The organism is Nostoc sp. DedQUE08 (assembly GCF_034530895.1).
GTDB lineage: Bacteria > Cyanobacteriota > Cyanobacteriia > Cyanobacteriales > Nostocaceae > Nostoc.
On record NZ_JAVRCD010000114.1, the window covers coordinates 1 to 12,816 of the forward strand.

Genomic DNA, 12,816 nt, shown 5'->3' on the forward strand with positions numbered 1-12,816 from the left:
TATTTCGGCGTACTCATTTGTTATTTCGGCGTACTCATTTGTTATTTCGGCGTACCCATTTGTTACCAAAAGCTTAATTGTGCATTAAACTTGTTTGCTATTTTTGGTCAGGTTCGCTACCACTTTCACCAACTCTTCTGGCTCAATTGGCTTGGATACATGAACCTGGAATCCGGCTTCCAGAGCTAGGCTGTGTTCTTCTTCTCTAGCAAATGCCGTTAGTGCTACAGCTAGAATCTTCTCCCCTTGCTCTGTTTCCTGCGCCCGCACTTTCCGAATCAGGGAATAACCATCCTCATCTGGCATTCCGATATCACTGACTAGAACATCTGGTTTTAATCGTTCTAGTGCTTCTAGAGCTTCACCTACTGAGCTAACTGCCGTCACCTGCCCTCCAGACTTTTCAAGAATGAAGGCAATTAACTCTTGCGTATCGGCATTGTCATCGACAACAAGTATTTGCAAGCCGTTGAGTATTGAGAGATTTTCGACATTTTCTTTACTTTCTTTAATTAACTGTTCTGGTTGCGGTTCTACCAGAGGCAACAACACTGTAAATTTTGCTCCCCTTCCTTCCCCTTCACTAACTGCGCAGACTCTGCCTGAGTGCATTTCTACTAAATGGTGTACAATTGCTAGCCCCAACCCCAAACCATTGTCTGCTCTAGTAGTTGTGCTATCAGCTTGACGGAAACGCTCAAAGATATAAGGTAGAAAGTCAGTACTAATTCCCTTACCTGTGTCAGAGACAGTTATCTGGACATTTGAGTTTACCTGTTCCAGATGTACTTCAACTCGCCCCCCGTTAGGTGTAAACTTGACGGCATTAGAGAGCAAATTCCAGACAACTTGTTGCAGGCGTTCGGCATCGCCCATAACTTGACCAACTGAAGAATCAAGATTAAATTCAACTTGAATATCCTTAATTTCAGATGTGGGAAGTACAGCTTCAATTGCCGCTTGAATTATCGGCACAAGGTCAATTTTACGGATATTTAGGCGAATTTGTCCTTGTACAATGCGTGAGATATCCAGGATATCTTCAATCAGTTTTCTTTGAAGTTTGGCATTCCGCTCGATTATCTCCAACGCCTTAGAGGTAGTTGCTTCATCCCATTTGCGAGTACGTATTAGTTGAACCCAACCCAGCATAGAATTGAGGGGTGTACGAAGTTCATGGGAAACGATCGCTAAAAACTCTTCCTTAATGCGGTTAGCTTCTTGGGCTTGCTGATAAAGCTGGGCATTTTCAATGGCGAATGCTGCTCGTTGAGCAAGTTCTTCAGCCATTTCTAGGTCTACAGTTGTGTAATGGCGTTCTGGTTGTGCAGAGGCAAATAGAATTGTCCCCAGCTTGCGATCGCGTACTAACAATGGTACTACCATCTGAGACTTAAGTTGGAGTTGGCACAGCAAACTGAAATGTTCTTCGTTTGAGGACTTTCTCTGTAATGAAGACTCAAGAATCTTTGTAACCAGTTCCGGCTTACCAGTCCGTAAAACTTTCGGTGGGCCGTAATCAGCGTCAATAGAAATTGGATAGCGTTGTTGAAGTTCTCGGATCAATCCTTCCTTGGCTGGTTCTGATGCAACGATGACTGGGTTAGTGAAGACTGGCAAATTATCTTCGATGACATCCACAATACACCAATCGGCAAGAGTAGGCACTGCTAATTGCGCGACGCTGGTTAGGGTAATGCGATAATCCAAGGAAGATGCCAATACACTACTTGCTTCAGCTAAAAAATTAGAGCGTTTTTCTGCGGCTTGGGCTGCAATTCGGGCGGCTTGCTCATTAGCAAATAATTGCTGGCGCTGCAACTCTAAATGCTTACGCTGGCTAATGTCACGCATTAGCCAGCGCAGAGCAACTGCCTGACCTTTTTCGTTGCGAACGGTAACTACTGTCAAAGCTACATCAAAACAGATTTTTTCTCGTGGTTGTAAACACACTTCCCATTCTCCACCTCGGTCGAGCTGCTGCAACTGAGTCAGGTAATTAAAAAAAGCTTGATGATCTGGCTGGGCGATGAAAGTAAGTAGCGGTTTGCCAATCAAAAATCGCTGTAAAACATTGAGGTGTATGCTAGCAGCACGATTAGCTTCCAGGATAGTGCCGAATGTATCAGTTACCAAGTAACCATCAGGCGCAAAATCAAATAATTCTTGGTAGCGCTGACGCTCTTTCTCTATTACGATTCGTGTTACTTGTAGTTCCTCGGAAGCGATTTTTAGTTCTTCCAAAGTGATTTGCAGTTCCTCAAAAGCTTCTAGTGTTAGCTCTTGCTGTGAATATGGCTCACTACCAGTCCTTTGCACTAATCCGATTACCCGTGAGCGCAATGTCTCTAATTGTTGACTAAAATCGTCCACATCCATAATTGCTCACTTTGCAAAGACTAAGAAGCGCATGTTAGATAAAATATCTGGCAATTATAAACCCAAATGTACGCCAAAAGCCGATCTCAAAACTATTACTCAAAAGATAGAGGTTTGTCTTGACAACGCGAGTTCTACAAATTGAGTTAGACACAAAGTTGTTTCAACCTCCACCTACCATCCTAAAATAAACAATTCATCAAGAAATCTACCTACAGTGTTGTACAGCAAGAAACATATTAGGTAGATTTCAGCAAATGTTTTTATAGCTTAAGGGGGACTGATGCTTACAGCAACATTACCAGCCGTAAATCTGAAAAAAATTGGTATTAGGGGGATGATGAACGCGATCTTTGATATAGGGTGGGCATGATAAATAGATTATGCACACAACCCTGAGAGAATTTTGATGATAAATGCGATCGCTAGTAGATTTCGCCAATTTATGGCTGGGAAAAACCGCCTAATTGGCAGATATGACCCGAAAAACAAAATCAAGCGTTCCTTAGCACTGTATACCTGCATAGGATTAATAGGTGGAATTCTGGCATTGTTATTAATGGCGTCCCCAGGAGTGGCCCAAAAACCACAACTCCAACAACCTTTATTAGTAGCGACACGAGTTATACCGCCCTTTGTGCTATCAAACAAAGGTGAGCTATCAGGATTCAGTATCGACCTCTGGCGCAAAATCGCTAACCAAATAGGTGTAGAGTCTAAATTTATAGAATATTCCACAGTGCCGCAACTGCTTTCGGCTATTAAGGAAAGCAAAGCCAACTTGGGAATTTCAGCCATCTCAATTACAGCCGAACGCGAGCAGAACTTTGATTTTTCATTACCTATTTTTGCTGGGGGGCTGCAAATTATGGTGAGAAACCCAGAAAGCAACAACAGTGCCTTCCCAAATATTTTGCAATTGTTTTTCTCCGGTAGCCTTTTGCAAGTAATAGGCGTTGCCTTGGTGTTAATTATCGTAGCAGCCCACATTATTTGGTTATCTGAGCGTCATCACAAAGATGGGATGATTCCCAAATCATACTTTCCTGGCATTTTCAAAGCCTGTTGGTGGTCAGCTGCCACATTAGCAACCCAAGCTGATGAGATGCCCAAGGGAGTACTGGGACGCCTAGTAGGTATTATCTGGATGTTCATCGGAGTACTTTTTGCTGCCTACTTTACAGCCAGTGCTACTACCTCCTTGACAGTGCAACAGCTTCAGGGTGATATCAGGAGCATAGACGATTTACCCGGCAAGGTAGTGGCTACAACTGCGGGTAGCACAGCCGCCACATACCTACGAGAACATAAGATTTCAGTTTTAGAAGTTACCAAGATTGAGCAAGCTTACAATGCTCTGCAAACAAAAAAAGCTGATGCCGTAGTGTTTGATGCGCCTGTACTCCTCTTCTATGCTGCCAATGAAGGCAAAGGAAAGGTACAAATTGTTGGCAGTATCTTGCGTGAAGAAAGCTACGGTATCATTCTGCCCAACAACAGTCCCTACCGCAAACCAATTAATCAGGCTTTGCTGAGTCTCAAAGAAAATGGCACTTATCAATCGCTATATGATAAGTGGTTTGACGTTGAAAAATCTTGAAGTGGGGAGCAGGGGAGTAATGAGTTAGGAGTTAGGAGTTAGGAGTTAGGAGTTAGGAGTTGGAGCAGGGGGACAAGGAGGAATTATTGAACAAGTCTCTCCCAAGTCTTCTCCCTCTTCCTTGTCTACCTTTGTCTCTTCTGCATACCCAATGCCCAATGCCCAATGCCCAATGCCCAATGCCCCATGCCCAATCCCCAATCCCCAATGCCCCATGCCCCATGCCCAATCCCCTATTCCCTATTCCCTATCCCCTTCTTTCGCCAGTTGAGCTTTTGCCTGTTGCCACAAGTTTTCTAATTCATTCAAACTGTAATCAGAAAGGGGACGGTCAACAACCGCCTCCATTTTTTCTAATCGCTGGACAAAGCGCTGATTTGTGCCTTGCAAAGCGGTGCTTGGGTCAAGATTATGCCAACGCGCTAACTGAATCACGGCAAATAGTAAATCGCCTAATTCTGCTTCTTGTCGTTCGGGTGTTTCCTCAGCTAAAGCTTGTTGAAACTCTCCCAACTCCTCATGAAACTTATCCCAAACACCCTGAATATTTTCCCATTCAAACCCGATCGCAGCAGCCTTTTGAGAAATTTTCATCGCCGCCGTCAGTGGGGGAAGAGTACGTCCATAACGAGCGAGTTTAGCACTAAATTTTTGCGCGTCTGGAGATGCTTCGCCCTTTTCCGCAGCTTTGATTTGTTCCCAATTTTGCCGCACCTCATCCACACTGGCCACCGACACATCACCAAACACATGAGGATGACGGCGAATCAACTTTTGGGAAATCCCCTGAGCGATTTCCTTGAGAGAAAATTGCCCAGATTCACTAGCGATTTGGGCTTGCAATACCACCTGTAATAATAAATCGCCTAACTCCTCTGCGATCGCACCCTTATCCCCACTCTTAATTGCATCCACCACCTCATAAGCTTCCTCAATCACATAAGGCGTGAGCGTTTCCGCAGTTTGAGCCAAATCCCAAGGACAACCACCATCAGGCTCGCGCAACTTCGCCACCACCTCAATCAACTCCTGCAACGCCCCCAAAATCTCTTCTTGCTTTTCCATACCTCTGCGTACCTCTGCGCTTCCCTTAGCGTTCCTTTGCGTTTAAAAAAATTATTTCTTCACTCTCGCCCGACGGCTACCACCCCTCACTTTCCGCTTCTTAATTTTGCCACTAGGAAGCAGCCCCCGAACCCCCTGCTTTTTAAACCGTTTATAAGCCGATCCCCCCCAATCGCTCAGAGAATGACTCATTGCACCGAGTTCCAACCCCAAAAACAGGGCGATATATTCAGTATCGTATTGCACGAGCGATCGCCCCACAGTTTGTCCCAAATCTTGCCAACTAAAACTTAGATTCCATAACCTTTGAGCGATCGCCAAAACGAAAATTGCCAAAATTGCCAGCAAACATCCCAGATAAAGTATCCGTAGAATCGTGCCGATAATCGGCCCGTGGGATAAAAAAGAACGATGTCGGAGACTTTTTTGATAAGGTAGCCAAATCCAGCGCAAGAAACCCCAGCGTTGGAATTGCACAGAGTAAATATCCAAATCGGGGCCAAACATCAGTCCGCCAAAGAGAAACCCGCCTGCAACCAACAAAGTTGCATTGCTACTGCGAGTCTGCCAGAAAGTAACGCTTGCCACGAACGGCAGAGCATACATAGTAATGCGATCGTGCGTCCGACCAGAGGGCATCCTAAATCCTGAGTGACTCAATACTGAGTCAGTATAAGAGAAAAAAAGATTTTCTTGAAACTACTAGCGCAATGCGAAATGTTTTGCTATATTGGTTAAGGATTAGTCAAACGGGCGGTTAGCTCAGTTGGTAGAGCGCCTGCCTTACAAGCAGGATGTCATCAGTTCGAGTCTGGTACTGCCCATTAAGTAAATTAAGGCTAGAGACAGCTTAGATGTGACTTTACCCATAACTTTGCCGCAACGGCAAGCTTATGCTTCCAATAAAGGGTGGCAAGGTTATGGTTCCAGTTATATAAGCTGTTCTAGTTTTACATATAACAGCTTACAAACCAAACTCACGTCGTGCATCATTAAAAGCAGCGCGGACTTGTTTATATCTAAAACACCCCGGATTTGGCATTAATTCACAAACGCGACCTTCTGTGGGATACACACCCTGAGCATTAAGGCTAAGGACAATCTCTCTAACTTCGCTGCAAAGTTTTTCTATGCTTTTGAGACGGCAAGCTTTATTATAATTACGACATTTAGCAGAAATAGCAGTACACAAATCTGGAAAGTGTCTAGAAATAGTTCTGTTATGATGACCTAAACGCTTTGCAACTTCTTCCATTGTTGGTGGCGGTTCTTCATTACCTGCAAGTATTGCTAATAAAGCATCTTTTACTTGATATTGGTCGAAAGATTTTGGAGATACCCTTGGTGTGCGAGAAAGTTGGAGGTGGTTCTGCGAGATTTTTGTAAAATATTTAGTAATTAGATTTTTTGGAGTAAGAAATTCTACCAACGATATCTCTAATTCGTAACAAATTTTCAGAAGCGTATTTAGCTCTGGCAAGGTTTTAGTAGACTGCCACATCCACAAACTATTTTTTGGTACTCCAATAAGACGAGAAAATGCAGCTGCATTATTTTCCGCAACTTTATCAATAACTATATTTAATGATTTTGTAATATTTTCTTTTGATGGGGCAGATTCAAAGCATTGAGCAGCTAAAATTAGCTCTCCTACAACATTAGCAGTCCAATACTGCCACTCCAACTGTAATTTTATTGAGCCTTCACCATCTGTAAATGTCTTAAGGCATTGATTTGCGCCTAACCACTCTCCACACTTTGAACAGTAACCAGGTCTTGAACGCCAGTTTAATAAAGGTGATTTATGATTGCAGTGAGGGCAAAGATCAACCAAGGGTTTTTGATGCTGAGGGCAAATTGTAATTAGGTTGATTGTCCAAAGCAATTGCTCATAAACTACCTGCCCATTTTGGTGCCGCTCTTGATAACAAATTGGACACCAAGCTTTGTTGGTGCGAAATAAATTGCGTGGAGTCAAAATGTTAGACCAAAACAGCATGGTTAAAAAACGCAAGTCATCTCTAAGCGTCAATTTTTGTAACACTTGAACTAAATCTGCTGCCATCTCTCCCATGCCATTTAACGCTTGACTACGGTTGAATATTTCACGAAAACCTCGATTAGCTCCATTTTGGAAATATATTTTATTGACAAGCGGAGCAATTTCTCTAGTCATCAAGACTCCTGGAAGAACTCCATGCAACTCTGCTATCCGTGCAATATAACCTGTTAAACTCTCTATGTAAGGAGTCCCAAGACCTACAGGTTGAGGTTGATAGAGGCGACTACGTTGTGGAATTAATGGCTTTTTTAAATTCCAAGATTCGTATGTTTCTAATACACTAGCTAACATCTTGCTGCACTCCGATGGGATCTCTTGTAGGTTTGCGTTTGCCAACCTTTCCTGGCGGACGAGTAGTTTTTGGGGTTTCTTCGGGTAGCACAATTGGTTTTGCGCCAAGTCCTAATGCAGAGCGTAAGTTTTGCACATCTGCTTCTGTTTCAGATAATTGTTGTTCACCCTCTTGAATTTCCTTGAACATTTTCTGACACTGAGCAACCGACAAAGCACATTTTTGTAAATCTTTGAGAGTGACTGTTGTTGCTTCTCGATCTAGAGCATCTTTAAGAGCGCGTGTTAGCCAATCTTTCAGTGTGCCAACACATCCTAAAGTACGTTCGTAAAAATATTCCCAATGATCAACTAAATTTGGAGTTTCTGCTAGTGGCATATGCTGTTGAAAAGTTAACAACACACTCTTAAAAGCCTGTACATCTTCTGGACTATCAGCACAATAACGGCGGAAATGAATATCAACACTACGACGTGAGAGTTGACCGCTCAAATTACGGAATGTAAGCAGTTCGTATGTTCCTAATAGACAGTGCAAGATGCCTGTCATATTTGCTAAAGATTTGAGACAGTCTAATTGATCTTGTAGCTTGTATCCGCTTGCTACCTTACCAAAATGTTGTGCTTCATCTACAAAAAATACGTCTGGATGACGATGGATGAGAGCATTTTCTAAAGCTCTGCGTAGAGCAGGTGCAACTACTTTCGACTCAACATTAATTTTGCCAAAATTATTGCGAGAGATACCACGCACACCGTAATCAAACTTGTGATCGATTAATGGTTCTTCCAAGGCAATTAAGGCGCGTGTGTAGTATTCTTTCCAGTTGAAGTATCTCGATTCTGGGGCTATAGCTTCAATACCAATAACAGGAACATGAGCGCGATCGCTTTCCAGTTTAGGTAATGCTAGTTCTGTTAATTTCTCTTCAGCGCGGAGTCGCAAAGTTGTTTTACCGATACCGCTAGGGCCATAAACAAAGATAAATGAAGCTCCTGCGGGTTCGGCAATTGTTCGCATAAGAATTTCACCGACTTCTTGAAGTCGAGGATGTCCTGCGGTGTAATTCTCAAAGTGTGCCAGCCTTTCTGAAGCAGGTTGTTTGAGGAGTTCAAGCGGAAATCCAGTAGTTTGTGTCATAATGAAAACTCCTCGTAAACTACAAGTGTCTCTGGGATGATCGCTTCATCTTCATCCGCTTGAGAATCGGTATTGGCAAAAGTAACTTGAATAAGTTTTGGTTGTTCGTTACGGCTTGTTGTCGCTTTTCCACCCTCAATTACTCTAAAGACTTCTTTAACTTCTGCATCATAGGAACGCTGTTCTAATAGAGCTTCTTGAGCTTCTACCGATGCTAAAAATTCTGCTAAATTCTTAGCCGAAACTTTAGATTGTTGTGTATGATTTGAAGAGCGTTTGCGTAACTCGATACTAGCTAACTTCAATTCTTTTTCTGAACGACCTTGGAGTTCTGCATAATATTGAGAGATACACTGTACCCACTGTCCTCGAACAAAGGCGTAAGCGATACCAATATTAAACGGGTCGTATCTTATCTGCACAGAGGTATTTTCAATTTGGGGGTCGCGGAAACTATTAGACCAGTAGTAGATTGAGTTAATTTTTACACCACGTCCAACTTGAACTTTTGCTTTTCCCTCTGAGGTTGTAGGTAGGGTAAGAATCTGAAAGTTTTCATCGTAAGAAATCATGCGGTGAACCCGACTGCCTCCAATCGCCATACCCGCAGCAAACGCATCCCTCGGACTCTGGAAAAGTGCCGGATGTTCGTCTGTATCATAAACTTCGTAAGCCCAAGCACAAAGGTATTCATAAAGTAAACCAAGTGTCCATACGGCTTGATTTTTAGGGTTAACTGACTTGGTAACTTGGCGGACATTACGAGTTATTTGTGTATTACCAAGTAAGTTATGGACAAATTGAGTATTGGAAGTTCCAAATAGACGTTCGCAAACCGAACCAAAACGAGCTTTGGCTGGGGGTCTTTGCTTTTTTGTACATTCAAAAGTAGCTAGTAGTGTTTCAAAATAAACGCTGTGAAACTCTGCACCGTTATCTACCACTACAATTTGGGGAAGCCTGCCGTGACGCTTGACACAAATTCTTAGCACCATTAAGCAAGAACGATATGAGGGTGAGTCAAACGTTATGTAAACTGCCAGCAATCGCCGTGAGTAAGCATCTACGAGAAATGTTGCCCAAGGTCTGCCAAGATTGCGACCTGTATCAGAGCAAACTAGCTCTACATCTAACTCAGTATGATCTATATGCCCAATTTCAAAAGGGCGATCGCCGTGTCTTGGGGTAGTTATAGCAAGCTCCCAATAGAAGGATTCATGCTGATAAGCGGCACGACGACCTTGGCGTTTTTTAGTCTGTTCGTAACCAGTCCGGCGTTGTACTTCTTTGGTAAATGCTTTATAGCTCGGAGCAATTACACCAGCTTGTTCACAAGCTCGAACTAAAGCCGCGTGAACCTCCCACATTCTTTTTTGTTTAAGAGTTTCATAGTCTTCTAAAATAAACTTCTCCATAATTGCTAAGGTGTCTTCGGGCAGCTTGCGCTGACGATTACCTTTGACACTGCGATGGGACAAAAGCCCAATGTAGCCGCAACCGTATTTTTGAATTGCAGTTAGATATTTAGCTTTCCAGTGACGAATGGTACGGGCTGGTATTGTTTCGTTTTCTGGGGGATGGCCCTTTAAGTAAGGTTCGATAGTTCTGTAGCGTTCAAGAGCTTCTGCTTTGTCTTCAGGACTAGCTTGATAAAATCGCTGCCAAGATTCGGTGCTAATAGCTGCTTTTTCTGGTGTTTGGAGACCTGTGATTTTTCCTTGGCGAACCAGATTCTCAAATATAGCTTTTTTGAGTTCAATTAACTGATTATTTTCTGCGCCAAGTATAACCTCTGTTTCCCCAACATGGATGATATTTAAACCTTTGCCGTCCCAACTAACAGTTGCTCCAGTAACAATATTGACTACAGGAGAGATAGCCGGAAGACTTACATTTGGTTGCTCAACCATTAATCTATAAGCACTAGCAGTTTGTTCGTCACGGAAGATTAGACATCTTTCTGGTTCAGCAAGTGGTGAAGCATTTAAATCAATATAGATTTGCTCTTGAATAATTAAGGTGTAGATATCGTCAGATTTAGCTCCTGTTGACTGATTGAGTAATTCTGCTAAAGTGATTCCTGGTTGAGATGACACAACTGCAAGTAATGATTGAGCGATCGCTTCTTCCACTGCTAGGAATTCGGCTCGGTAATAATCTTCTAAAAATTGCAGATTACGTTGCAGAACCCAATTGATTTCGCGATCTGAACGAATGCGGTAATAAAGCTCAAACTGGTTAGCATAGAATTCTCCTGGCGGGCAATGCCATTGATTATCTTCTTCAGAGTAAAAGTAACGATTGGGGCTTTTCTCTGCTAGCTTTTTCAAATCCTGCTCAGTTTTACACTCTTCCCAACCAGCCGAATTGGTTCGGATGACAAAGAAATCTGGGGTGTGTAAAACGCCTAATCTACGTCCGTTACTTGCTTGATAGTCAAGTTTAATTTGCGGTGGTTGATCGTAGAATTCTAGAACATCTTCATCGTGTTCTAACTGATAGATAATTGGCAGTTCAACCCGATGAGACTCAAATTGAATCGTGACTCCCATCTTGCGACTAGGGTAGCGTCCCGAAACATTCTTACTACCGCCACCAACGCGGCGGGATGGCTCAGATGAGCGAACTTTCTCAATAATTTTTTGCCCTGCCTCGGATATTTGAAGGCGAGCAACCCATTGTTCAAATTGCTCTTTCATATAGTCCTTAGTAAGCACTTTGCGCTTTATTTTACGAATCTATCAAAATAAGATCATAAAGTTAAGAACTTGCTTGTCTGATGTTATAGTACTTAACTTTATAACATTTATAGTGTGCAAAAATCCACTGATAGTAGATGGATTTAACGGCGATACTAGTTCAGTATTGTTTTGTGACGCAGAAACACTACAGTATTGAGTACCGCTTTGGCAGAGCGATTAGGCGGCGAAGGCGAGAGCTAGATTTATCCCAAGAAGAACTGGCTGAAAGGTCAGGGCTTCATCGCAACTACATCTCAGGAATCGAAACTGGAGAGCGTAACCCTTCGTTAAAAAATATTGTTAAGTTAGCGGCGGCTTTGGAGATACCTGTCTCTTATCTCTTTGTTAATTACGGCATCGAGGTTAAGAGTGAATCGGAAACTAATTCCTGAAATTTGACTGTTAAAACTAAAATACTAGCCTTTAGGTTAATCCCAGAGGGATGACTATTTACTCAGAACATTGGAACCTAAAACCTCCAGAAATTCCTCAACGGAGTCGGTTATTTTCTCTTGAACCTGTGGCAGTGGGAACTCCCTATGCAGAAAGTCTTAGTAGCTATCTCCATCGTTTAGCGCAGGCGCATTGTTTAACCTCTCAGAAGCTCGTTATGGGAGAAATTGCGCCACTTATTCTCAAAGATGAGGATAAATCTGAGCTATTGTCAAAAAATCTAAGTCACCTATTGGGAAATAGCGATGCTAAACCAGCTATTAACGGAATGCGAGAAATGGCAGGAAAGTTAGTCACTGTCTTAGAAGAGTTGACAATGCGTCAGGATTTACGTTTCTTGACCCTTTTAAGCTGGAAAGGAATGATTTATGACAAGGGGTTATTTCGGAACTACCGCGCTTGGTGTCCTTGTTGTTGGGAAGAGTGGATGCAGGAGAACAAAACTATCTATGAACCATTATTATGGTCATTTAAGGATGTAGAATTTTGTTTGATTCACAAACAGCGATTAATAGAAGAATGTCCTCATTGTGGTTCGCGTTTACCTGTGATGGCTAAGTTTTCGCCTGCGGGATTTTGTTCTCGTTGTTACGGGTGGTTGGGACAGGAAGTTAAAAGCGAAGAGGATATAGAGAAATATCGAGTTAATATTCAAGGAATTAGCGAATTAATTGCACTTACTCCCCAATTAGGATATGAACCCATCCCCATCGAGTTAACCCGAAAATTACAATTAATTTTGTTTGTATTTGAACAAGCAATTGGAAAAGATTTGCAGTTATTAGGAGATTTAGGGAGAATCATAGAATCTTTGAGAAGAGCCTCAATAACAAATCAAAGTCAACCTTATCATTTGGTGAAGTTGATTATTCCTGTGTGTGAGAATGCGAAGATTAGTCTATCCCACTTGTTTGGGTCAGATTTTCAGGAATTGGGCAAGATATTATTCAGGAATTTTAGTCTGGAATTAAAGTTGTAGAAGTTTGGTAAGTAGTAATGCGTCTTTTCTACTCTCCATCTTTCACTTTCTCGGCGTTGCATAAATGCGGGATGAATCATGGAAACACGGGTATTTCTCTATACT

The 12,816-nt window shown here is 42.4% G+C and carries 10 protein-coding genes and 1 tRNA gene; 4 read left to right on the forward strand and 7 right to left on the reverse strand.

Annotated features, from left to right (window positions below):
- Window positions 1-84: 84 nt before the first annotated feature.
- Window positions 85-2,379: an ATP-binding protein gene (locus tag RMY64_RS36050; protein WP_322702602.1), complete on the reverse strand. Its 2,295-nt coding sequence runs from the start codon at window positions 2,377-2,379 to the stop codon at window positions 85-87.
- Window positions 2,380-2,788: 409 nt separating this feature from the next.
- On the opposite strand from RMY64_RS36050, the gene RMY64_RS36055 reads away from it, so the two are divergent.
- Entirely contained in the window at window positions 2,789-3,979 is a 1,191-nt protein-coding gene (locus RMY64_RS36055) for a transporter substrate-binding domain-containing protein (RefSeq protein ID WP_322702603.1), read from the forward strand.
- Window positions 3,980-4,024: 45 nt separating this feature from the next.
- On the opposite strand, the gene RMY64_RS36060 is transcribed toward RMY64_RS36055, so the two are convergent.
- From RMY64_RS36060 to RMY64_RS36070, 3 genes are read right to left on the reverse strand one after another with little or no spacing between them, the layout of a single operon-like run.
- Entirely contained in the window at window positions 4,025-4,195 is a 171-nt protein-coding gene (locus RMY64_RS36060) for a hypothetical protein (protein ID WP_322702605.1), read from the reverse strand.
- Window positions 4,196-4,219: 24 nt separating this feature from the next.
- Window positions 4,220-5,044 carry a nucleoside triphosphate pyrophosphohydrolase gene (gene mazG, locus RMY64_RS36065; RefSeq protein ID WP_322702606.1) on the reverse strand — a complete coding sequence of 275 codons (825 nt, stop codon included), beginning with the start codon at window positions 5,042-5,044 and terminating at the stop codon, window positions 4,220-4,222.
- Window positions 5,045-5,095: 51 nt separating this feature from the next.
- The gene (locus RMY64_RS36070; RefSeq protein WP_322702607.1) at window positions 5,096-5,683 is read right to left on the reverse strand and encodes a metal-binding protein; all 588 of its coding nucleotides are present in this window, start codon (window positions 5,681-5,683) and stop codon (window positions 5,096-5,098) included.
- Window positions 5,684-5,795: 112 nt separating this feature from the next.
- Between RMY64_RS36070 and RMY64_RS36075 the strand changes: the two genes are divergently transcribed.
- Window positions 5,796-5,868: transfer RNA gene (locus RMY64_RS36075), tRNA-Val, on the forward strand.
- Between the two features lie 140 nt (window positions 5,869-6,008).
- Here the strand turns inward: RMY64_RS36075 and RMY64_RS36080 are convergent.
- Genes RMY64_RS36080 through RMY64_RS36090 form a run of 3 tightly spaced genes read right to left on the reverse strand, consistent with a single transcriptional unit; the run spans window position 6,009 to window position 11,237 of the window.
- Complete coding sequence (locus tag RMY64_RS36080; RefSeq protein WP_322702608.1) at window positions 6,009-7,397, reverse strand: TniQ family protein; 1,389 nt, start codon at window positions 7,395-7,397, stop codon at window positions 6,009-6,011.
- Complete coding sequence (locus tag RMY64_RS36085) at window positions 7,387-8,538, reverse strand: ATP-binding protein (RefSeq protein ID WP_322702609.1); 1,152 nt, start codon at window positions 8,536-8,538, stop codon at window positions 7,387-7,389. Before RMY64_RS36085 ends, RMY64_RS36080 begins: the two co-directional genes overlap by 11 nt.
- The gene (locus RMY64_RS36090; RefSeq protein ID WP_322702610.1) at window positions 8,535-11,237 is read right to left on the reverse strand and encodes a TnsA endonuclease N-terminal domain-containing protein; all 2,703 of its coding nucleotides are present in this window, start codon (window positions 11,235-11,237) and stop codon (window positions 8,535-8,537) included. Before RMY64_RS36090 ends, RMY64_RS36085 begins: the two co-directional genes overlap by 4 nt.
- Before the next feature lie 173 nt (window positions 11,238-11,410).
- Here RMY64_RS36090 and RMY64_RS36095 point away from each other — a divergent pair, with 173 nt between their 5' ends.
- Both RMY64_RS36095 and RMY64_RS36100 read left to right on the forward strand, forming a co-directional pair.
- A complete protein-coding gene (locus RMY64_RS36095; protein WP_322702611.1) occupies window positions 11,411-11,671 on the forward strand; it encodes a helix-turn-helix transcriptional regulator in 261 nt (86 codons plus the stop codon).
- A gap of 50 nt (window positions 11,672-11,721) precedes the next feature.
- The gene (locus tag RMY64_RS36100; protein WP_322702612.1) at window positions 11,722-12,711 is read left to right on the forward strand and encodes a TniQ family protein; all 990 of its coding nucleotides are present in this window, start codon (window positions 11,722-11,724) and stop codon (window positions 12,709-12,711) included.
- The last annotated feature ends 105 nt before the right edge of the window (window positions 12,712-12,816 follow it).